The organism is Yoonia sp., assembly GCF_036007805.1.
GTDB lineage: Bacteria > Pseudomonadota > Alphaproteobacteria > Rhodobacterales > Rhodobacteraceae > Yoonia.
This window is the reverse complement of record NZ_DASYOK010000377.1, coordinates 1-20,427: the sequence shown is the minus strand read 5'-3', so window position 1 is coordinate 20,427 and position 20,427 is coordinate 1. Positions and strand designations below refer to the sequence as shown.

24 protein-coding genes and 1 pseudogene are annotated in these 20,427 nt (G+C 56.3%); 16 read left to right on the top strand and 9 right to left on the bottom strand.

Annotated features, from left to right (window positions below; all coding sequences use genetic code 11):
* Positions 1-447 precede the first annotated feature (447 nt).
* Positions 448-744, top strand: a complete 297-nt coding sequence (locus tag VGP75_RS20085; protein WP_327545340.1) for a hypothetical protein — start codon at positions 448-450, stop codon at positions 742-744.
* Positions 745-878: 134 nt separating this feature from the next.
* On the opposite strand, the gene VGP75_RS20080 is transcribed toward VGP75_RS20085, so the two are convergent.
* The gene (locus VGP75_RS20080; protein ID WP_327545339.1) at positions 879-1,565 is read right to left on the bottom strand and encodes a helix-turn-helix transcriptional regulator; all 687 of its coding nucleotides are present in this window, start codon (positions 1,563-1,565) and stop codon (positions 879-881) included.
* Between the two features lie 176 nt (positions 1,566-1,741).
* On the opposite strand from VGP75_RS20080, the gene VGP75_RS20075 reads away from it, so the two are divergent.
* The 5 genes from VGP75_RS20075 (at position 1,742) to VGP75_RS20055 (ending at position 6,119) form a co-directional block, all read left to right on the top strand.
* Complete coding sequence (locus VGP75_RS20075) at positions 1,742-2,515, top strand: phytanoyl-CoA dioxygenase family protein (protein WP_327545338.1); 774 nt, start codon at positions 1,742-1,744, stop codon at positions 2,513-2,515.
* Positions 2,516-2,545: 30 nt separating this feature from the next.
* Positions 2,546-3,517, top strand: coding sequence for an aldo/keto reductase (locus VGP75_RS20070; protein ID WP_327545337.1), 972 nt, complete (start codon positions 2,546-2,548; stop codon positions 3,515-3,517).
* The gene (locus tag VGP75_RS20065; RefSeq protein WP_327545336.1) at positions 3,504-4,319 is read left to right on the top strand and encodes an alpha/beta hydrolase; all 816 of its coding nucleotides are present in this window, start codon (positions 3,504-3,506) and stop codon (positions 4,317-4,319) included. The genes VGP75_RS20070 and VGP75_RS20065 overlap by 14 nt, the downstream gene beginning before the upstream one ends.
* Before the next feature lie 434 nt (positions 4,320-4,753).
* Positions 4,754-5,977, top strand: a complete 1,224-nt coding sequence (locus tag VGP75_RS20060) for an AGE family epimerase/isomerase (protein ID WP_327545335.1) — start codon at positions 4,754-4,756, stop codon at positions 5,975-5,977.
* A gap of 70 nt (positions 5,978-6,047) precedes the next feature.
* Entirely contained in the window at positions 6,048-6,119 is a 72-nt protein-coding gene (locus tag VGP75_RS20055) for a DUF4113 domain-containing protein (protein WP_327545341.1), read from the top strand.
* A 140-nt stretch (positions 6,120-6,259) separates the two neighbouring features.
* Here the strand turns inward: VGP75_RS20055 and VGP75_RS20050 are convergent.
* A pseudogene (locus tag VGP75_RS20050) lies at positions 6,260-6,424 on the bottom strand (transposase); the annotation flags it as partial.
* Between the two features lie 701 nt (positions 6,425-7,125).
* On the opposite strand from VGP75_RS20050, the gene relB reads away from it, so the two are divergent.
* A complete protein-coding gene (gene relB, locus VGP75_RS20045) occupies positions 7,126-7,416 on the top strand; it encodes a type II toxin-antitoxin system RelB family anti-toxin (protein WP_327545334.1) in 291 nt (96 codons plus the stop codon).
* Entirely contained in the window at positions 7,413-8,720 is a 1,308-nt protein-coding gene (locus tag VGP75_RS20040; protein ID WP_327545333.1) for a HipA domain-containing protein, read from the top strand. Before relB ends, VGP75_RS20040 begins: the two co-directional genes overlap by 4 nt.
* Before the next feature lie 85 nt (positions 8,721-8,805).
* Here the strand turns inward: VGP75_RS20040 and VGP75_RS20035 are convergent, their stop codons facing one another.
* From VGP75_RS20035 to VGP75_RS20025, 3 genes are read right to left on the bottom strand one after another with little or no spacing between them, the layout of a single operon-like run.
* Positions 8,806-9,669, bottom strand: a complete 864-nt coding sequence (locus VGP75_RS20035) for a DMT family transporter (RefSeq protein ID WP_327545332.1) — start codon at positions 9,667-9,669, stop codon at positions 8,806-8,808.
* Positions 9,666-10,550, bottom strand: a complete 885-nt coding sequence (locus VGP75_RS20030; protein ID WP_327545331.1) for a polysaccharide deacetylase family protein — start codon at positions 10,548-10,550, stop codon at positions 9,666-9,668. Before VGP75_RS20030 ends, VGP75_RS20035 begins: the two co-directional genes overlap by 4 nt.
* Before the next feature lie 32 nt (positions 10,551-10,582).
* A complete protein-coding gene (locus VGP75_RS20025; RefSeq protein ID WP_157898252.1) occupies positions 10,583-11,206 on the bottom strand; it encodes a TetR/AcrR family transcriptional regulator in 624 nt (207 codons plus the stop codon).
* Between the two features lie 149 nt (positions 11,207-11,355).
* Between VGP75_RS20025 and VGP75_RS20020 the strand changes: the two genes are divergently transcribed.
* The 6 genes from VGP75_RS20020 (at position 11,356) to speB (ending at position 16,547) form a co-directional block, all read left to right on the top strand.
* The gene (locus tag VGP75_RS20020) at positions 11,356-12,414 is read left to right on the top strand and encodes an ABC transporter substrate-binding protein (RefSeq protein WP_327545330.1); all 1,059 of its coding nucleotides are present in this window, start codon (positions 11,356-11,358) and stop codon (positions 12,412-12,414) included.
* A 62-nt stretch (positions 12,415-12,476) separates the two neighbouring features.
* Positions 12,477-13,286: an ABC transporter permease gene (locus VGP75_RS20015; protein WP_327545329.1), complete on the top strand. Its 810-nt coding sequence runs from the start codon at positions 12,477-12,479 to the stop codon at positions 13,284-13,286.
* Positions 13,286-14,077 (top strand): ABC transporter ATP-binding protein, encoded by a 792-nt coding sequence (locus tag VGP75_RS20010; RefSeq protein ID WP_327545328.1) that lies wholly within the window; start codon positions 13,286-13,288, stop codon positions 14,075-14,077. Before VGP75_RS20015 ends, VGP75_RS20010 begins: the two co-directional genes overlap by 1 nt.
* 11 nt (positions 14,078-14,088) lie before the next feature.
* A complete protein-coding gene (locus VGP75_RS20005; protein ID WP_327545327.1) occupies positions 14,089-14,856 on the top strand; it encodes an SDR family NAD(P)-dependent oxidoreductase in 768 nt (255 codons plus the stop codon).
* Positions 14,853-15,584 carry an SDR family NAD(P)-dependent oxidoreductase gene (locus VGP75_RS20000; protein ID WP_327545326.1) on the top strand — a complete coding sequence of 244 codons (732 nt, stop codon included), beginning with the start codon at positions 14,853-14,855 and terminating at the stop codon, positions 15,582-15,584. Before VGP75_RS20005 ends, VGP75_RS20000 begins: the two co-directional genes overlap by 4 nt.
* Before the next feature lie 12 nt (positions 15,585-15,596).
* A complete protein-coding gene (speB, locus tag VGP75_RS19995) occupies positions 15,597-16,547 on the top strand; it encodes an agmatinase (protein ID WP_087210549.1) in 951 nt (316 codons plus the stop codon).
* Positions 16,548-16,830: 283 nt separating this feature from the next.
* Here the strand turns inward: speB and VGP75_RS19990 are convergent, their stop codons facing one another.
* Positions 16,831-17,223: a DUF6950 family protein gene (locus VGP75_RS19990; RefSeq protein ID WP_327545325.1), complete on the bottom strand. Its 393-nt coding sequence runs from the start codon at positions 17,221-17,223 to the stop codon at positions 16,831-16,833.
* Entirely contained in the window at positions 17,223-17,834 is a 612-nt protein-coding gene (locus VGP75_RS19985; RefSeq protein WP_327545324.1) for a hypothetical protein, read from the bottom strand. Before VGP75_RS19985 ends, VGP75_RS19990 begins: the two co-directional genes overlap by 1 nt.
* A 61-nt stretch (positions 17,835-17,895) precedes the next feature.
* On the opposite strand from VGP75_RS19985, the gene VGP75_RS19980 reads away from it, so the two are divergent.
* Entirely contained in the window at positions 17,896-18,213 is a 318-nt protein-coding gene (locus VGP75_RS19980) for a type II toxin-antitoxin system RelE/ParE family toxin (RefSeq protein WP_327545323.1), read from the top strand.
* Positions 18,179-18,472: an addiction module antidote protein gene (locus tag VGP75_RS19975; protein ID WP_327545322.1), complete on the top strand. Its 294-nt coding sequence runs from the start codon at positions 18,179-18,181 to the stop codon at positions 18,470-18,472. The genes VGP75_RS19980 and VGP75_RS19975 overlap by 35 nt, the downstream gene beginning before the upstream one ends.
* A 5-nt stretch (positions 18,473-18,477) precedes the next feature.
* Here VGP75_RS19975 and VGP75_RS19970 read toward each other — a convergent pair whose 3' ends face one another.
* Together VGP75_RS19970 and VGP75_RS19965 are read right to left on the bottom strand one after the other, a co-directional pair.
* A complete protein-coding gene (locus tag VGP75_RS19970; RefSeq protein ID WP_327545321.1) occupies positions 18,478-19,128 on the bottom strand; it encodes a hypothetical protein in 651 nt (216 codons plus the stop codon).
* Positions 19,129-19,130: 2 nt separating this feature from the next.
* Positions 19,131-20,427 (bottom strand): phage tail tape measure C-terminal domain-containing protein (locus VGP75_RS19965; protein WP_327545320.1); only part of this gene is annotated, 1,297 nt, incomplete at its 5' end.

Genomic DNA, 20,427 nt, shown 5'->3' with positions numbered 1-20,427 from the left:
GCCCGCCACACGAGTTTGCGTGGCGTGTTGCGGTTGGTGCGCAGAGCTTGAAGCTCAGCACGGGCGGCGGGGCCAAGGTAAAGGCAGATATCGGAGCGTCTCATGAGCCCGAACATGGCACACAATTCCAGCCTTGGGACTTTTGTGTCAGGTGGCGAACACTAGGTCAACCTCAATTCAACTGGGTCTTTGGCTTGTTGCTACCAAACCTTTGTCTTTTCACACGCCGTCTGCTCCCGCCTGGATCGCAGCCCTGATCTTCGGCGTCGTCGTCGCCTGCTTGTGAAGAGAAATCAGCATCTCGTATCCCCATCCCGAACCTTGCGCAAAATCGATCGTGCCATGAAAAGTGCAGATCGGCGAGGGTCTATGTGATCATCCGGGATGGAACATCTAGGACTTTGCTTTCTCCAAACTTGTTTTCCCAACCTTCGCGCTTGCGGGTAATTGGCACCAGATGGCTGTCTGAGTGATCTTTCCGCAGATTGTCTTGAAAAAGTCAGTATTCTGGCTCGAAGAGGCGCATCGACAGGATATTCTTCTGGGAAATCGTTGGTTCTCAAACGTAATTGTCAGACAATCAACCTTGAAGAACATTATTTCAATCTTTCGGAGCATCTTTTGGTGTGCGGGGTGTTTCAACAAAACCTGCCCTTCATGACATGGTTGCATCTCTACCGGGCCTACCGCCTGCTGCATTGGCCTTCGCTTTATCAATTGGTCCAGGCGATGCGCCAGTGCTAAGGCTACATCAAATTACTTGGGGCTACCAATGCATCTCACGGAACACGTGCGTGACCGTTCGACACATTGCACGATGGAACAAATGCAACGACGTTGAGCAGTCGCAAGAGCTGCGGATGTTGCTCGCGCAATGATCAGGCGAAGGGACGCTGCGCACGTCGCCATGCCCCAGGGCTCATACCGCGTGCCCGACGGAAGGCATACGACAATGTCTCTGCATGCCCATAACCGACTGCAGTGGCGATGTCATATAGCGGCATACTTGTCGTAGATAGAAGGCGCTCGGCCTTCGCAATCCTGAGAGCGGTCAGCGAAGCGCCGGCCGCTGTGCCCGTCTGCGCACGATGGGCAGCCCGGAATGAACTTTCCGACAGTCCGGCCTGCGACGCAACATCCACCAAGCTGCGGATCAAGTCCAGTCGTTCTGCAGACAGGCGCCAAGCCCGGTCAATTCGGCTCTCGGGTGCGGATGTGGATTCCGTTTGGGAAAACGCATCTAGGATAGCCGTGACAAGGCGGATGCGCCGCGCAACCCCCGCGCCTTCTGATGCCAGCCGGAGCGAAAGAACAATCATGGTCTGGAGCGCCATCACCTCGGCCCGATGCGGGCGGCGGTGGCCGTTGGGCCAGTCGCCTGGCAATCGAAAATGACATATAGATGCCTCAACATGCGCGGTATACGCCCGGCCTTCAAAGGCAGTTCCGGGCAACAACAGGATGCCGTCTGGCGCGGTCAAATCAATCTTTGCGTCATGTCCCGCAACATCAAGCCCTACGGAGCCTTCGTGTATCCAGAGCAGATCAAAATGCGGCCAAGTCATTGGCCCCACCAGAAACCGCCGGTCGAACCGACCGGTGTCCTGACGAATGATCTCGATGCCGTCAGCGAAAAACAGGATGAAGTCCTTTATGATCGATTTTCCTAACTCTGTACCGATCCGCTGAGTCGCGCAAGTACTGTGAATTTGCGTAACGTTGAACCATCAGGGAGGCACCGATGAACCAAGACTTAACCTTATCAGCCACGCTCAACTCCGATTTTGACCGCGATGGCTTTGTCGCAATCAATCCGCTCTTCACCCCAGAGGAAATGACAGCAATAAACGCTGAGGTGGCGTGGTTCCTGAAGGAAGGGGTGTCGAAGATGCCAGCCGACCGAGTTTACCTTGAGGATCGTGATGATCCTACCAGTATTAAACAGTTGCAGAAGCTTTTTGAGTATAGCCCATTCTTTCACTCGATGATGTTCGACGGCCCGATCCGCCGCATCGCGTCGGCTGTGATGGGCGATGAAGCAGTGCCTGTAAACATGCAGTTCTTCAACAAACCTGCAGGCATCGGCCAGCCAACTCCGCCTCATCAAGACGGTTACTATTTTCACCTCGACCCGCCGTTGGCAGTCACAGGATGGTTGGCACTCGAACCGGTGGACGAAGAGAACGGCTGCATCCATTACGTCGGTGGATCGCACCGTGGTGACGGGTTTCGACCGCATGGGTTCACGTCTGTTCTCGGGTTCTCGCAGGGGATGACAGATTTTGGTACGGACGAGGATAAAGCCGGCACTGTCGCCTGCCCTGGAGGCCCTGGTACTTTTCTCATGCACCACGCAAAGACGATTCACTGGGCAGGGCCAAACAGTTCCCCCACTCGGTCAAGGCGTGCGCTGGGTTTCATCTATTATGCGGCTCGCGCGAAGGTAGATGTCGCCGCCAAGGAAACATATCAGATGACGCTCGACGCTCGGTTGAAATCTGAAGCCCGCATCTGAAAGCATGGGCATGATCATGCGAGAATCGCCATGTTGACCCGTCCGTTTGGGCGGACAGGTTGGATGGTCAGCGCACTGACCTTCGGCGCCTGGCAACTGGGTGGCACCTGGGGTGCGCTGGAAGAGGGCGAAGGGCGTGACGTATTGTTGTCGGCAATTGACGGCGGCGTGAACTTGATCGATACAGCGCCCGCCTATGGAAATGGCCGCAGCGAAGAAATTGTTGGTCGTGCGCTAGCCCTGCGTCGGGGTACGGATGTGCGAGTGGCAACGAAGATCCTTCCCTTGGCCCGCCAGACGGGACCGCGTGCCATCGATTCAATCTGCGGTCAATATCCGTCCGATTATGTGCGGGTCGAGGTGGAAGGATCTTTGCGCCGTCTTGGGCGCGACCGTATTGACCTCCTTCAGCTTCATCTCTGGGCCGAGGATGGGCTGGAGAATCTTGATTGGCTGCCGACTATTCTGGATCTGCAGGTGCAGGGCAAGGTAGGTTGGATTGGTGTCTCACTACCCGACATCCAATCCAACACCGGCGTTGCATTGGCGCGGACACAGCTGGTCACATCTATCCAAGTAATGTTCAACATTTTTGAACAGTCGCCGCAAGACCAACTATTTCCCTCTGGCCTTGGGACACAGACCGCTTTCATTGCGCGTGTACCATTTGACTCCGGCTCCCTTACCGGGACATGGACAGCCATGACACGCGACAGATGGGCAGCCGACGACAAGCGCCGACAGATGTATACAACCGAACGAATGGCCGAAACGCTCGCGCGGGTTGGTGCGGTGCGGGAAGACATCGCAGGACATTACTCCGACATGTCAACCGCCGCGCTCAAGTTCTGCCTATCAGACCCTGCCGTCTCGACTATCGCGTGCGGAATGCGCTCGGTGGCTGAGGTCGAGGCGAACCTTGCGGCGCTGGCCGCCCCACCGATGCCAACCAAGCTTGCCGCGCGCTTATCAAGGCACCATTGGCCACATGACTTCTACTGAGCCTATCCCCCTGCGTATCGCCTATGGCCCACATCCCGGACAGTTCGGCGATCTCTACTTGCCCGCAAGGTCAAGCCCGGCACTCCCAGTAGCCGTCGTGCTGCATGGTGGCTGGTGGAAAGACAATCAGACACTCGACAGCTATCCCACTCACGCCCTTGTTTCATGGCTTGCCAAACGTGGGGACGTGGCCGTCTGGAATCTGGAATACCGGCGCATGCAGGCCACAGGTGACAACACGCAGGCGCCTTGGCCTATTACGTTGGCTGACGTTGCGACCGGGATCGACCTTCTGGACGAAATTTCCGCTGTCAACCCTGAGCGGATCGTTGTTTTTGGCCATTCAGCTGGCGCCCATCTTGCGGCCTGGGCCGCCTGCCGCATCGCTCTGCCAGCGGAAAGCCCGCTATGGCGGGAGCGGCCCGTGGTTCCGCGCGGTGTCGGTCTGGTGGCTGGCGTCCTCTCTCTTGACCGATCTGGCGATCTTGAACAGCCAGTGCAGGTGACGCGCCTGCTGGGCGGCGCGCCCGAGGCCATGCCTGAGAGGCTCCGCCAGACCTGCCCCTCGATTTTGTCGCGTGGGCTCAGGCTGCAGGGGTTTTGCCTTCATGGTGACGTCGATCAAGTAGTTTCCTTGGATCAAGCGCGGATGTTCATAGAAGCCGCCGGGACTGGAATCTCACTTCATCGCCTGCATGGTGGCACCCACTTCAGTATGCTGCCTGGTGAAAACATGATCTCAGAGCATTGGCGGACACTCACGCAACTTGTCAGCAATATGGTAAACGAGGTCTGCTCATGAAAACGAACTACTCTTACTTTATCGCAGACAACATGGCCAAATACCCAGGCAGAGCACGGCATGAAACACGTCCAATGTGCATTCAATCTTGTCCCGCCGCGGGTCAGGTTAAAGCGCTGGCGCCAGAGCATCAAGAACTGCATCATGCTTGGATACTATTTGTGGCAGTGGGGACTTGATGCGGCCGTTGCAGCTTTCACCAAGCATTGTAACCATCATCAGCACCACAGAGCCGCTGGCATTTTGGCATCTGCGTCTAGTTCCGGCGGAGGTATTGTAGAACACAGACTATCCCGGGCCAGAACTTTATCCTAAACGGCTAGCAGCATAAGCGCATCAATCTAGCCATACGTTTGCAAAACGAAATCACCCTTTTCCAGATCATTCAATGACGGACAGCCAAACCTCATTTATTTTTTACTGCGAGTGTCCAAATGCCAGCAAAACCAATCTCAGAAACTGTTCTGACCGAACACTCTCGTGTCAAAGTAATGCGTAAGAACGCGCTGCGGCAACTCGCTTTCTTTCGCGGTAGTCTTGCGCAAAACGGACGCTTTGATGTGCTCGATCGCGCCGGGCGACCTATTTCTGGTCAGCCGCAAGAATTAATCACTACCACACGTCTGACTCATTCCTACGCCTTGGGGCAAATCGCCGGAGCGCCCGACTGTGCGCCAATGGTCAATGCAGGACTTCATGCGCTGCTCGACTGGCATCGAGACCCGGTGCACGGCGGGTATTGCTGGTCGTTCAGCGCGGAAGGGCCCGTAAACGGCAACAAATTGGCATATGGCCATATGTTCGTTCTGCTCGCAGCTTCCAGCGCCCTTGCCGCCGGGCATGATCTGGCAGCCGATTTGCTGGGCGACATCCGTTCTGTCATTGAGCGCTACTTCTGGGATGAAGATATGGGTTTAATGCGCGAGGAGTTTGGCCATGACTGGTCCCACTTTTCTAGCTACCGCGGCATGAACTCGAACATGCACGGGGTAGAGGCGCACCTTGCCGCTTTCGAGGCAACAGGCGAGCAACTCTACCTCGACCGAGCAGGGCGGATTCTCGAATTCTTCACAGGCGTGATCGCCCCAGCCAATGACTTCCGACTCCCTGAGCACTACACCGAGGACTGGCAGGTCGACGGAACCTATTCCGGGGACCCGATGTTCCGGCCGGCGGGCACTACGCCGGGCCACTCCTTCGAAATGGGACGTTTATTGATCCAGCACTGGGACTTGTCTGGTAGGCCAGACACCGACGCTCCGGCACGGGGCAGACGCTTGATCGAGACCGCTCTGACCGACTCGTGGCTGCCTGAGGGTGGTTTTGCCTACACGCTGGATTTTAAGAGACAGGTGGCGGTACAAAATCGTTACTGGTGGCCGGTGACCGAAGCTATTGGCGCTGTCGCGACACTCTTAAAGGTGGACGGCTCTCACGAGGATGCTGTTTGGTATGATCGACTATGGAGTGTTGCGGAGCAATTCTTCATTGATACTGAGCACGGAGGTTGGTTTCCGGAAATCGATGCCGCAGGGCGTCCAGATGAGAGCCAATTCATTGGAAAGCCCGACATATATCATGCACTGCAGGCTGAGCTGTTCCCGCGTGCGCCAAACGTTTCACGATACTACGAAGGCGTAAAGGATTTGTTGGTTTGACACCACTGCTGATTACAGCGGTTGATGCTGATAAACAGGTAGTTTGGCAAAAAGACGATGGTGTTGGCAAGTGAGGGCATGTCGCGATCACCGCAGTCCCCGCTACACAACGCGCATATCGGATCTGCCAGTGGTACGCTGAGCGCTCACGTTGGTTGACTATGGATTGTCCGTCGTCGAATTATTTGGAACAGGCGGCGTGATTTTGGTCAGGATGGCTCCGCCGGCTCTATGGGTTGATGTTGTGCTACTTGGCACAAGTAGCAGCCGGACCAGCAACTAGGGATCGACCGACGGGCGGCCCGTGTGGCTGTCGAATTCTGTAAGATGGGCACGGATGCTGCTCACGTTGACGAACCGGTCGATGGATCGAAGCAGGTGATCCTTGAGAATGTGATACTCCAGCGTGAACGCGTAAAACAGCGCCGCGGTCCGATCATCGCAAATCCTCGCTTCAATTATAGGAAGTGAATCAGCAGTTCATATCTCGATCAAGGAAGAGTTTTTCAACGAAATATCCCGAATTGTTGCCCTTGAAGCCCTTACCCAAGTGACCATCGGCCAACTACGTCAGACGGCAACCTTCTGTCGGGTGGAGCACATTTAAGCGTCATCTTGCGATTATGATCGTGATGTTTTACGTCAACACCACGTCAACCACTCAACGTCTGTTTGCCTACGTCTCAAACCGTCTCAACGCACCCAATGTTGGTGGAAGTCGGTGAACAGAGTGAGTGAAAACAAAGGCTTATCGGCTAAGTGGCTGTTTTTGAATAATAAAGCAAAATCAGACACTTACGACTCATAACCTGAAGGTCGTCAGTTCAAATCTGACTCCCACAACCAAATCTAGCAAATAAAATAAACGTTTAAGACAGCGGTATCATAATACCATCTGCTTTTTGCACGTTTACGTCAACGCCACGTCAACACTGACAAGGAAAACTGCATTGGCGTGCATCCAGCGGCATTCGCGTGTAATCGACCCCGACAAAATGTCCGTGGCTGGCCTCTTTGGCGCTTACCTTATTCGATAAGGGTGGACACTTCGCCAGTCTCCATAGTGACAACCTTACCGTTAAAGATAAATTGCCTTGCGGGCGCCCCTTGTTGCGTCTATATTTACCTTAAAAGGTAAGGTGGTACTGATGGTCGATAATGCCGAGAAGAAGCTGCTGGTGGATGCTGGCAAACGGATCCGCGAGACCCGATCCGCGCAGGGTTTAAGCCTGGAACAGCTGGCCCGGCTGACTGGTATCAGCGCGCCTGCCTTGTCATTAATAGAAACAGGCAAGCGCGATCCGCGGCTAACGACCCTTAAGCGCATCGCTGATGCTTTACGCGTGTCTCTGACGACGTTGATCGCAAACGGCTCTGACGTGGTCGAGCCCAGCCCTTCGTCGTCCACAGGGGGCTATGATCTGGGAGAGTATCATTGACTGGCTCCGTTCCCATCTGGTTTGGTGACCTCGCGGTGGGGCAGGTCGACGTTGCCGCTGATGGGTCTCTCTCTTTGCAATATGCTAATCGATGGCTGCAGACGGCTGGGGCCTTCCCCCTGTCTGCTACTATGCTGCTCCGCGCCGACCCCTATCCCTCTGATGTCATCTCCCCCTGGCTGGCGAACCTCTTGCCAGAGGAAGAACAGCTTCGGGTTCTGACCCGATCTCTCGGCCTCGACCAGGCGGACGCTCTGGCTGTTCTGGCAGAGATTGGGGGTGACACTGCGGGGGCTCTTTCGTTCGGGGTAGCAACGGATCGCGTCCTCTGGTCTTATACGCCGCTGACGCAATTCTACGGCACTGATGATCCGCAGGAAGCGTTGGAGCGGCACTTCAGTGACCTCGCGCGCCGGCCGTTTCTGGTGGGCGAAGAGGGAGTTCGGCAATCCCTGGCCGGTGGTCAGAAGAAGTCGGCGCTCGCTGTTCTGGGGCCTGAAGGTGCGCCTGTGCTGCGCTTGCCAGAGCGCGGTGACGTACTCGCCATTCCTCTCAACGGCGCCCCGTCCACACTGATCGTGAAGCCCGATAACCCCAATCTGCCCGGCATTACCGAGAACGAGGTTTGGTGTCTGCGAATGGCGCAGGCCATCGGCATCGAGGCTGCCCAAGTGACGATCCTGAAATCCTCGAAGCGGACGGCGATTGGTGTGTTGCGCTATGATCGCAGGGTGGGGCGGAATGCGCAGCTGTTACGCCTGCATCAGGAAGACTTTGCTCAGGCGAACGGTCTGCCACCTGGGCGGAAATATGAGCGTGGCACGGTGCGCGGCCTCGATTTGAAAACCCTGCTAGAAACCGGACGTCATGTTAGTGCGACCGACGCTTTGGCGCTGCTTGACCAAGTCATCTTCAACATTCTTGTCGCGAACACTGATGCGCATGCGAAGAACTATTCTCTAATCCTGCCAGTGGGGGCAGCACCGCGGCTGGCCCCGCTTTATGATGTATCGACAGTGCTGTCCTGGCCCCATGTCGCAAAGTCATACGCTCAATCCATCGGCGGCAAAACGCGGCGCCCGGACATGATCGCAGGACGGCACTGGGAAGCGATGGCACGCGAGATAGGCTATCGACCAACTGACGTCCGAAACCGAGTGCAAGAGCTTGTGGATAAGCTGGTGGCGAGCAGGGTGAGCGTCACAGCCGATATTGCAGCAATCCCGGGCTCGACAGAAGGGTATGTTACGCAAACGGCCGACGCTGTTGAAGCCAACGCGCTGCGCATGGCGGGGAGACTGTAGGTGGCAGGAAAGCCGACGCAAAAATGGACGTTCAAACCGGGCATGCGCGCGGGCGCTTATAGCTGGAAGTCATCGGCCATCTGGTTCACCGTTCCTGCGAAAAACGGATTGAATGGATGTTATAGAGCACCAATGCGCTTATCACTATGACGCCGCCAAGTAAGGCTTTCTGACCCGGATTTTCACCTATGACGAGCCAGACCAGAAGGGGCGCGAGGATGGATTCGAGCAGGATTAACAAAGAAACTTCACCTGATTTGATATAGCGCGGACCGAGCGTGAGAAGGCAACTTGCTGCGCCAATGAACGCGCCATGTGCCAAAAACAACGGCCATTGTGGGCCGAAATCTGGACCCGGAATAGAGATAAGCCCAAGGATCAACGCCGTCCCGAGGTACGCGCAAGGGATGGCCGGGATCATCGAGACGTCTTTGACGCATCGCACTGCGGTCAAAGCGCCGGCGTAGGATGCGCAGACCAAAAGGGCGCAAAGATCACCTTGCCATGATGAAACATCGTTCTCATGTGATCCGGCTGCTATGATTGCCAACCCACCCATTACTGCAGCCATCGTCACCACCATACGCAAGCGAATTGGCTCGCCCAAAAAGATGCGGCTAAAGATTGTCGCAAAAATTGGCATCGCGGCCAGAATAAACACCACATTCGCCACGCTTGTCCATGCGATCGCGAGGACAAAGCCGATATTTGTCGTGCCGAGGAGTAGGACATATACCAAACCGATACGTCCCGTGCGCAGAACGGCCAGAAACGCGCCCCAGCCTTGAAAGACAAGAACAAGCGCGAAAATAATGAATCCAGCGATGAGACCCCGCCAAAAGGCTGTGACTAAGGGGGCTGCTTCGATCAGCCGAATAAACAATGCGTCCGGCACGACAAGCAGGACGCCAAAGATCGTGATCAACACACCTTTTGAATGTGACGTCATGGGGTTAGTGGTGTGGCCGGTGTGGGCCCAGTATCCAAGTTTTCCTGGCGCAGGCGACTGCCTGTCGATTTCGCATGCTCGGCTATATTCTCCATCGATGTCAGCCAGACATCGCCTTGTTCGACGATCCGTTCAAGATGCCGTTCCAGTTCTCGCCAGCGGGCAAGGCGCCCAGTCAGGAAGGGGTGGAGTACGGGCATCCAGAACCCTCCAGCCTCATACATAGCGTCAAATTCCTCTATAAAGGCTTTGATGCCATCGGATGGACCACGCACAGGCATGATGTAATCCAGCTCACCCATGTGTGCGAAGGGCGGCCAATCGTCGGTTCCCCAGTGCGGCGGGATCTCGATGAGTGAACCTGAGTTGGTGACAACCTCGTAGGGAAGGTCATCCGCCATCATAGAGCTATCATATAGGAAATCATGCTCGATCAATCGGTTCACGATAGCGGGGGTGATGCTGTACACAGGCGCGCGGTAGCCGCGCGGTTTGTGCCCTGTCATTTTGATGTGAGTGTCCAGTGCACGCTCGAAAAGCTCAGCCTCTACTTCGTCCGAATGTTCCATAGGATCTTCGTGGGCCCAAGAATGGTGGCCAATCTCATGGCCGTCTTTCAGGATCGCCTCAACAGTGTCGGGGTATTCCTCCATCACCCATCCAGGCATGAAAAATGTCTGCGTAAGTTCAAGCCGGCGGTAGGTTTCCAGAATGCGCGGCACTGCAACAGTCGGGCCATAGCGGCCCATCGAAATGGGTTGAAGGCGCAGGTCTGCATCTTTAGGCCGCCCGACCCGCACAAGAGAGTCGGCATCAATATCAAACGTGACCGATGCTGCGCACTTCTTGCCATTAGGCCATGACATAGGATGAAGAAACATTGTTTTCCTTTCTGAAAATCTGTACGCACTTGCTATGCAGTAACCGTCGCTTGAACCGCAAACAGCGCGTCTAGATCATTGCGAATGCGGCGCAAAACGTCCTCTATTTGTAAATTTTCCGAGCATACAAATTGGATGAACCGCGCGTTCTGAAGGTGGAACAGCGCCTTACCCAAATGTTCGGGCACCACAGACGGCGGCAACGCCCCCGCTGCTTTCATCCGCTCCATCTTTTGCACAAGAACCTGCGCGAGCTCTTGGTCCAGATCGAAATACGGTTTGCTGACGGAATCGTCAGCGTTGGCTGTTACCGTTGCGATCACCTGCCGCCAAATCACCTTCCGAAGATTGGCGACTGCGTGTTCCATAATCGTTTTTGAGAATGACAGCATAACTTCTGTGACAGTTTGCGGACAGTTTGCCAGTTCTTTATTTAATCGGGTGACCAATGTGCGGTCATTTTCGGCGACAAGCGCCAATAGGATGCCCGATTTTGTCCCATAGTAGTTATGGACAGTGACACCTGACATGCCTGCCGCCTGTGCAATGTCTTCAATTGTCGTCTTTTCGAATCCATGCTTTAGGAACAGGGACTTTGCCACCTGAGCAATTCTGGCCTGACGATCTTCTTTTTGCCGTTCTCTCAGTCCAGTCACAGCAGCCTCCTCGCGTTCACATACTGCAACTATAAGAGGCAATCTTGTGGAAAATCAAACTAAAAACTTTAGTAAGTTAAATATTTTGTTGCATAAAGGATTTTGCTGGATAAGGGTTTAATGTAACTTCAACCAGGAAAGGACATCTCATGCGAATTTTCAATGCACTCGGCGCAGCGGCCCTGCTGTCTGCAGGCATCAGTGCGGGCACTGCCGCCGCTGATGAAATCAAAGTGGGGATCTGTGTTTCATGGCCGGGATACGCGATGCTTGAACTGGCGCGTCAGCAAGGTTTTCTGCCTGAGCACGATCTGGATATTACAATTTTTGAAGACCCTCTTGGTGGTCACTCAGCCTTGGCGGCTGGGCAAATTGACGTCTATGGTTGCACTGCTGATTACACACCGATCATCGTTGACCAGGGCTTTGATGTTGTAAACGTAGCCTTTTTGAACCCGTCTTATGGAGTTGATCATATCATTTTGGCCCCCGAGGTTGAAGTCGAGACGCTCGCCGGATCAAAGGTATCCGCACCCCAAGCCTATATTGGGCATCTTCTGATGGGGATGTGGTTGGACCGTGAAGGTGTTGATCTCGACACTGTCGAATGGGTTAACCTGAATGCAGACGAGGCCGTTGGCCCGATGCTGTCGGGCGATCTTGCGGCGGGCTACATGTACGAGCCATGGATTTCTCAGGTTCTTGAGGCAAGCCCTGGTGCCCGCAGCGTGATCAATACCGGTGATGCCGAGCTTCTGAAGTCGGGCATTTACATGGACGCGATGTATATGAACAAGAACTTTATTGCTGAAAACCGCGAAGCTGCGGTTGCTGTGCTAAAGGCGCGTTGGGATGGTCTGACTTATTGGAACCAAAACGTCGAAGCGGCGAACAAGGCAATGGCTGCGTTTTTGCAATGGCCTGAAGAAGACATCGGTTATGTAATTGGGACGGACGGCAAAAGCCTTGATGGCGGCATCTACATGCTCGACTTTGATGAGTCCGCACGGATGTGTGGCGTGCTGGAAGGTGAGCCGCCGTTTGGTATGGAAAATGGTGCTATGACCGGAACAATCGCGACTATCAACGAATGGTGGATCAGGTTGGGGCTGATGGAAAACACGATTGATGCCGCCGCTGGTGTTGATTGTAGTTTGATGGGTGATCTTGTTGCGGCAGGCTACCGCCAAGACCTTCAACCAAACTGATTTAACCAAGTCCCTGCGCGTACCGATGTTTCGCGCAGGGCTTTTGATATATGAGACAGCGAATGACAAACAACAAACCCAAACCGGACTTCTTTGCGGTCCGGGGCTCCGTTGGACATTTGCAAAGCACGATATCCGCAATCGGCATTTGGGCCGTTTTCTTCGGTGTCTGGGTTTTGGCCACAAGTTCCGGCTGGGTGAATGACCTCTTGGTGCCGTCCCCGCAAAAGGTTTTGGCCGCCACCTATGATTTATTCATAAATCGGGGGTTTACGAGCGACGTCTTGATCTCCATCTGGCGTGTGTTTATTTCGTTTGCGATAGCCTGCGCAGTTGCTATCCCACTCGGAGTTGCCATGGGAACATTTGCGTCGATTGAAGCGATTTTTGCCCCGTTTGTATCGGCATGGCGTTATTTGCCTGCGCCGTCATTTATTCCTATTTTGTTGATGTGGTTCGGTACCGGAGAAGCACCAAAACTCGCGCTATTGGTGATCGGCGTCATCTTCTTTCTGATCACTTTGGTGATGGATCATACTAAAAATGTTCGCAAAGAGCTGATCGAAACGGCGCTAACGTTGGGCGCTAATCGCTATGTCGTGGTTCTAAAGGTCGTCTTCCCCGCGGCACTTCCCGATATCGTAACAGCCATGCGGCAGATGTTGGCGATGGGCTGGACTTATCTCGTCATCGCAGAAATTGTAGCATCAACAACGGGGATTGGGGCAATGATGATGCGCGCACGGCGCTTCTTGAAAACCGATGAAATACTGGCGGGTATCGTCGTGATTGGCATTCTTGGCCTGCTGACGGACGTGATGTTCAGAATGCTTCATCGTCGTTTGTTCCCCTATCTCGAGGTTAAGAACTGATGTCTGGCACCCAACTTGAAGTTCGCGATATTTCCAAGACATTTGTACTTGGTGGCGGCAAAACTTTGCAGGCCGTTGACGGTGTTTCTTTTGGCGTCGACCAAAATTCTATCTGTGTCCTGCTTGGCCCGTCAGGCTGCGGTAAGTCGACGGTTCTGCGGATGATGGCAGGTCTGGAAACCCCGACAAGTGGTGCGGTCGTCATTGGTGGCAAAACAGTTACCGGACCGGGCCAGGATCGCGGCATGGTGTTTCAGGCCTACACATCATTTGATTGGCTGTCCGTACGCAAGAACGTCGAATTCGGCATGAAGGTGAACGGTGTAGATGCGGCAAGGCGTCGCGAACGGGCCGATCATTTTCTTGGCCTTGTTGGGCTCATTAAATTTGCTGAAGCTTATCCGTCGCAACTGTCTGGCGGCATGCGCCAACGGGTTGCGATTGCGCGCACGCTGGCCAATGATCCAGAGGTGTTGCTTATGGATGAACCCTTTGGCGCGCTGGACGCAGAAACCCGTTGGTTGATGCAAGAATTGATGATCGACGTAGCCGAAAAGACAAACACGACAATGGTGATCGTAACCCATGATCTGGAAGAGGCTATTTTCCTTGCTGACAAAATCATCTTTCTGTCCAGCCATCCGGGCCGCCTGAAAGAAGAAATTATTCCCGCGTTCAAAGGCGGTAAAAGGATCGGCGATAAGGAACATATCATCCGGATGGATGGCTATTCAGAGCTTGAGGAAAAACTGATGCGCTTGATGCGCGAAGAAGGTCATCGCCGGACTTAGGAGGGGCAGACGTGTCTATTTCATTTGATTTTAGGGGCAAATCTGTTCTTGTCACCGGTGCCAGCAGCGGCATTGGCCAAGGTGTGGCCGCCGCGTTCGCACGGGCGGGTGCCGATCTGACAATCCTCTCCGATACCGATGGCATACACGACGCCGCCGCCGCGATGCATGGTAGGGCGAAAGCGATCAAATGCGATATCTCTGATGCGAGCGCAGTAACAGCCGCGCTTGCCGATATTGAACGCGTTGACATTCTGGTCAACAACGCTGGCCTCGAAAAACCCACACCGCTCAGTGGAACAAACCCCAACGGCGATGCGACGTTTGAACGTGTGATGGCCATCAACGTGAACGGAACACGCAACGTTACCGACACGTTGATCAACCGTATCCCAGACGGCGGGCGCATTATCATCACCGCGTCGATTTGGGCGAAAACGGCCGTGGGGGGGTTTTCTGCTTACGTCGCTTCAAAACACGCCAATGTCGGCCTGATGCGCACCTGGGCGCAAGAGCTTGGGCCGCGCGGCATCCGCGTAAATGCTATTTGCCCGGGCTGGGTAAAAACGGGCCCTGCCATGGCTTCTTTGAGTGAACTGGCGACAACCAGCGGAACCACCGAAGACGGATTGCTCGCTGACGTCATGTCTGCACAGGCCATTCATGGCTTGATGACCCCCGAAGACATGGCCGACACCTATCTGTTCCTTGCCAGCGATGGCGGCCACAACATCACAGGACAGGCCATTAACGTCGATCGTGGTGAGGTGATGTCGTGACCCTTTCAGGCCAGACCGCGATCGTCACAGGGGGATCACGCGGCATTGGGCGGGCGATTTGTATTGCATTGGCGCAGCAGGGAGCGAAGGTTGCCTTTTGTCATGCCGATGACCCCGAGGCGGCAGAAACCTTGGTCGCTATCAATGCCCTGAGCGAAGGGTTTGCCTTTGTCTGTGATGTCTCCAATGAGGGCGAAATCGACAGTTTCTTTACCTCAACGCAACAGGCATTGGGCGTGGCAACGATCCTTGTGAACAATGCGGGCATCCTGAAAGAAGCCCCACTTTCGCAAACTGAAGTGCGAGATTTTGATCGCGTCATCGCCGTTAATCTGAGGGGCGCGTTTCTTGCGTCACGGGCCTTTGTGCGGCGCACCACGACGGGGCGGATCATTTGCATTGCCAGTGATTTGGGCGTTCTGGGGCGTGAAAACATGATCGCCTATTGCGCATCAAAGGGTGCCATCATCAGCATGACGCGCAGCATGGCCCATGAATTCGCGCCGGACATCTTGGTCAACGCCGTCGCGCCCGGATCAGTCGCCACAGACATGACAAAACCTGAATCCATGAGCGCAGAGGCGCTGGCAAAAGACCTCGCTACTCCTTTGGCGCGTTTTGGCGACCCAAAAGAAATCGCGTCGATGGTTCGTTATCTCGCGGGCCCCGACAGTACATTCATCACCGGCCAATGTTTTGGCGTAAACGGCGGCAGCGTGATGCGCTAATGGAGAATAGCAATGAGTGATACATATTTTCAACCGGTGTCTGGTTTCGATCTTCCGCGTTTTGCAGGTATCCCGACGTTTATGCGCCTGCCGCATGTTGCGCTGGACGATCCGAAGATCAAAGACGTCGATATTGGCCTGATCGGTGTGCCGTGGGATGGTGGAACCACAAACCGCCCCGGCCCCCGCCACGGCCCCCGCCAGCTGCGGGATATGTCGACAATGATGCGGGCACAAAATGGAGGCACTGGTGTGCGTCCGTTCGAATTGGCCAACTGTGCAGATCTTGGCGATGTTGCGCCCAACCCGGCGGATTTGATGGCGACAATGGCGCGAGTCACAGCGTTTTATGAAAACGTGAAGGCGGCCGGCATTCGTCCACTAACGGCTGGTGGGGACCACCTGACATCCCTGCCTGTGCTGCGTGCTTTGGCAAAAGATGCGCCTGTTTCGATGATCCATTTCGACAGCCACACAGATCTTTTTGACAGCTATTTCGGCGGCACACGGTACACTCACGGAACGCCGTTTCGCCGCGCGGTTGAAGAGGGGCTTCTTGATCCCAAAAAAGTCGTTCAAATCGGTATTCGCGGCACGACCTACGACAGCGAAGACCGTGATTTCGCTGAGGCTGTCGGAATTCGTGTCATACCGATTGAAGAATTTCATGCACGCGGTGTGGACGACGTGATGCAAGAGGCCTGCGATATTGTCGGAGAGTCTGAGACTTATATTTCCTACGATATAGATTTTGTGGACCCTAGCTTTGCGCCCGGAACTGGCACCCCCGAAATTGGGGGGCCAAACTCCTACCAAGCACTTCAGGTTGTTCGCGCATTGGACAAAGTGAACATAATTGGCGCAGACCTCGTCGAAGTGTCCCCGCCCTTTGATCAAAGCGGAAACACAGCATTTCTTGGGGCCTCCATCATATTCGAGCTTCTATGTGTTATGGTGCCATAGAAGCGTAGCTGAAAGCTTCGCTCTTTAGATCCGTGATGGATTCAACGGGTGGTAGTGAAAACTGTATCCATATGAACGAGGTCGGTGCCAGCGGAATAACGCGCAAGCAATCTAAGGGCACTTTGAAGAATGCGCTATAGTAGTTCTGACAGTCACAATGAACGTTCACTTTGGGACGTTTCCTTCGAGGACAAAATTTCAGTTTTCTGAATGGCGGATACTGCCGCGACAGTTCCGCTGGTAGCGACACCCACAGCAGCAATCGCTGCGCCAACAGGGGGCATCAGTCTCTCCCTACGTTGAAAGCGCGGCGCATCGCGCTGCGGGGGACAAGCCCGAGGCCCTCAGGGCGCAGGCAATAGACTATCTCGCCTGCGACGATGCCGAAGGCTTGGGTCTCGAGGACAGCGAGGTCACCGACCTGGGCAAAGGCGGGTGCGATCTCGGGCAAATGAGCGGCCGCAAATGCCAGGTGGTCGGTGAAACCCGCCTCTTCGAGCAATTGCTGGCCACGTCGCAGGCTGCGGTAGGTGCTGCGCCAACCGCGGGCGAAGTCCCTGCCAGTCACCAGTTTGACCCAGCCTGCAGCAAACAGCGCGCAGTCATGGCGGCCAGGGCGAAACGGCTGCTGGCCAGCTTCCGCAGCATAGGCGATGAGAAGGGTAAGCCGGTCCATCAAGCGCGCTCCCGCTTCTCGCCCCACCAGACGCCGACCTCACCTGCGACATCGGCATAGTCCCGAAAGCGGACACCCGCGTTGCGCCGGCGCATCTCGGCGTCGGACCGCGTCAGTGTCGGCGCCCTCGTCAGGCCCCGCGCGGCGCTTGCGAGTGTCACAGTGGCCTCGCCAGTGCCCCCGACTTCGCCGGTCCGGATCTTCACCTCATCGACCCAGCCCCGAAACACCCGGATCGGCGCGGTGATCAGTTGACCGGTCTCGAGCGACAGAAGACCACGATGGACCTCGGCGGGCGCTAGGCGGGCATCATAGCCGCGCAGAAGCTGTGCAACCTCAGGCGTCAGGGGGCTGAGCGCGACCTGCAGCATTCGCACTTCAAGGCCGATGTCTGCGCGGATCGGTTCCACGCCGATCAAGCCGCCGGCACCATAATAGGTGCGGTTGGTGCCATTGATTGCGATCGTCAGATGGTCGTCGCCTTGCCAGAGGCCGAGCGCCTCTGCTGCGCCGGTCGTGGGGTTGCGGGCAATGACATGCACCATGTGACGGCTGGCCACGCCAGTACGGGCGGAGAGATACTCCGCTGAGGTTGGATCGAGGATGCGCATGGGAGGGGGGTCCGGGTTTGACCGGGTGGAATTTGTGTATTAAATTACACAGTTGTTCGAGGTGCGGCAGACATCAGTATTTGAGTCTTGGGTTGATGGTTTGAAGGGTATGCGGGCGGTTGCCCGTATTGAGGTGCGGTTGCGGCGCCTATCCCTTGGGCATTTGGGCGATGCGAAATCTCTTGGAGATGGCTTCAGTGAGATGCGGATCGATTACGGCCCGTGGTATCGGCTCCATTTTACGCGTCGGGGCGACAGGATCGTGATCCTGCTCCGTGGCGGAGACAAGAAACGGCAGAGCGATGATATCGCCCGTGCGAAACAACTGGCCAAGGAGGCTGACGATGGCACTTACGACACGTCCATGGGATCCGGTTGAACGGCTTTCAACGCCTGAGGCGCAGGAAGCCTATCTCGAGGCCGCCTTTGAAGATGGCGATCCTGACCTGATTGTAGCGGCGATCGGCGATATTGCCCGGGCCCGCGGTATGAGCGAAATTGCGGCCTCTGCGAATGTCAGTCGTGAGGTTATGTACAAATCCTTTCGACAGGGCGGCAATCCAACCCTCAGCACGCTTTCGCAAGTGGCGCGTGCGCTGGGTTACAAGTTGTCCTTTCGGCAGGCTGAGCAGCAGTAAGCAGCTCACCGCAGCGTCTGGATGAAATCAAAGCGGGCCCCACGACTGAGCGCCTGGCGGCCCGCGCCATAGGTCGGGTCTGGCAAAAGCCGTGCTTTGCAGGCGGGGCGGATCAGCTGGACAGCCAGCCCTGTCACCGCGCCCGGGCGCAGGTTGGGGACGACTTCCATGAGGGGCGTGAGCCCGGTGCTTGAGGCCGTGCCGCCGACAACGATGCGATGCAGCCCGTAGCGCACGGGGTTCGCCCCATACTGAAGACCCAACATGTCGCCTGCCGAGAGCGCGTAGCCAGATGGTAGCCCTGTCAACCGCACTTCGCGCATGTTGCTGGCAACCGAGTGAATGGTCACGGTCCTGCTGCCAAGGATGGAGCCCCTGGGATCATTCGCTGGGCCGATCTGGCGGGGATCATGGCACAGAAACGTGGCCCCCGGCTGATCCATCAGCGCGATGAGTGCCTCCATCTGTGCGTGCCTTGGATGATTGGTTTGCGCCAGCCGGATACTGCCGGTCCAGAGCGCGGCGCCAAGACTTGCGCTGATCGCGCTGCCGTCGCCCAATCGCGTATATTCCTGCGGAAGCGACAGCCGAAACGTCACCTCCTCGACGCGCAGCGACCCGAGGAACTGGGCGTGACTGAGTGGATAGGACAACATGACTATCCCCTCCGCCATGGGTCCTGGGAGACCCGCGCCAGTGTACGCGGGGCGACAAGCCGGTCGTATTGCTGCAATGTGCCAGAAACTCCGGCATTGACCATCTCTTCGATCTCGCGATTGCCGCGTGCGCCCTCGACATTGACGGTGATCCCCAGCTGACTCGGCCCGTTTTGACGTCCTGCGGCAACTTCGCGCCGCGAAAGCACCCGCTCACCGCGCTGCAAAATTGCCGGCACCTCATCGGGCCGCAGGCCCACCATGCCACCGCGATGCATGCGTGGCGCGCCCGCGAAGGCCAGCGCCGGTACCGCCCGCATCGGCGCAAGGGCCCCGACCATGCCGCCCGCGTGCAAGACGCTGGCGCTGACCACCGCGTTGCCGCCAGAACTGCCACCACCAAATCCGCCAAAACCACCAAAGGCACCAGACAGCGCATTGGCGATAGGACCCAGTACGGCATTGCGGAATTGCAGCACCGCAAGGTCCGTCAGGATCGAGGCGATCAGCCCCTTGAAATCGACCTTGCCCGTCTTCACGAAATCGCGAAACGCGCTCTCAGCCGAGCGGACCGCGCCGACCAATGTATCGCTGATCCCTTTGCCCCAGTTCATCGCATCATTTGCGTAACCCGCGAGCCCCTCGGAGACAGCGCGCCAGCCGGTGGCCGCCACCTCGGCCCCATCCTTGGCGTCTGTGCCCGCCTGCCGCGCGGCAGCACCGGCACGCGCTGCGGTCTCCTCGGTCTCCTCAAGTGCGGCGTTTAACACCTCGGCCGATACTGTGGCAGCGCTGAGTGCAGCCGCACCGTCTTCCTCCGATCCTGAGACGGCATCGCGCAGCGCTTGCCAGCTGGCCAGCGGCAATGTGGCCCCGGTGGTGAGATCCTGTGCCGCCTGCCGGTAGGTATTGGCATTGGTCAGAGCCTCGCGGGCGGTATCACTCAGACCAAGGTCTGGTGCGCTGAGCAGATCGCGCTCGAACCCACGGGCAAAGCCTTCAGCCGCGCGCCCGCCGATATCCACGGCCTCGGGCACCACCCGCATCCAGCTTGAGAGATCAGGCGGTTCAATCGCCCGGTCCGGACGGCGCCCGCCAAGGGTCAGCAAGCCGTTTACAGCCGATGTGATCCTGGCGATGCCGCTTTCCATCACCTCGATCAGCGCATTGATCGACAGCGCCCCAATACGGCGGAATACATCCGACAGCGCGCTCCAGACCGCCTGCACCGCATAGAACGTTCCTTGAAACGTGTTGACCGCCGCATTGCCAAAGCCCACCACGCTGTTGATCGCTGAG

Excerpts from the sequence above, each read along its gene's own strand:
- VGP75_RS20080 (WP_327545339.1), bottom strand. The coding sequence starts at position 1,565 with ATGACTTGGCCGCATTTTGATCTGCTCTGGATACACGAAGGCTCCGTA.
- VGP75_RS20075 (WP_327545338.1), top strand. The coding sequence starts at position 1,742 with ATGAACCAAGACTTAACCTTATCAGCCACGCTCAACTCCGATTTTGAC.
- VGP75_RS20070 (WP_327545337.1), top strand. The coding sequence starts at position 2,546 with ATGTTGACCCGTCCGTTTGGGCGGACAGGTTGGATGGTCAGCGCACTG.
- VGP75_RS20065 (WP_327545336.1), top strand. The coding sequence starts at position 3,504 with ATGACTTCTACTGAGCCTATCCCCCTGCGTATCGCCTATGGCCCACAT.
- VGP75_RS20060 (WP_327545335.1), top strand. The coding sequence starts at position 4,754 with ATGCCAGCAAAACCAATCTCAGAAACTGTTCTGACCGAACACTCTCGT.
- relB (WP_327545334.1), top strand. The coding sequence starts at position 7,126 with ATGGTCGATAATGCCGAGAAGAAGCTGCTGGTGGATGCTGGCAAACGG.
- VGP75_RS20035 (WP_327545332.1), bottom strand. The coding sequence starts at position 9,669 with ATGACGTCACATTCAAAAGGTGTGTTGATCACGATCTTTGGCGTCCTG.
- VGP75_RS20030 (WP_327545331.1), bottom strand. The coding sequence starts at position 10,550 with ATGTTTCTTCATCCTATGTCATGGCCTAATGGCAAGAAGTGCGCAGCA.
- VGP75_RS20020 (WP_327545330.1), top strand. The coding sequence starts at position 11,356 with ATGCGAATTTTCAATGCACTCGGCGCAGCGGCCCTGCTGTCTGCAGGC.
- VGP75_RS20015 (WP_327545329.1), top strand. The coding sequence starts at position 12,477 with ATGACAAACAACAAACCCAAACCGGACTTCTTTGCGGTCCGGGGCTCC.
- VGP75_RS20010 (WP_327545328.1), top strand. The coding sequence starts at position 13,286 with ATGTCTGGCACCCAACTTGAAGTTCGCGATATTTCCAAGACATTTGTA.
- speB (WP_087210549.1), top strand. The coding sequence starts at position 15,597 with ATGAGTGATACATATTTTCAACCGGTGTCTGGTTTCGATCTTCCGCGT.
- VGP75_RS19990 (WP_327545325.1), bottom strand. The coding sequence starts at position 17,223 with ATGGACCGGCTTACCCTTCTCATCGCCTATGCTGCGGAAGCTGGCCAG.
- VGP75_RS19985 (WP_327545324.1), bottom strand. The coding sequence starts at position 17,834 with ATGCGCATCCTCGATCCAACCTCAGCGGAGTATCTCTCCGCCCGTACT.
- VGP75_RS19975 (WP_327545322.1), top strand. The coding sequence starts at position 18,179 with ATGGCACTTACGACACGTCCATGGGATCCGGTTGAACGGCTTTCAACG.
- VGP75_RS19970 (WP_327545321.1), bottom strand. The coding sequence starts at position 19,128 with ATGTTGTCCTATCCACTCAGTCACGCCCAGTTCCTCGGGTCGCTGCGC.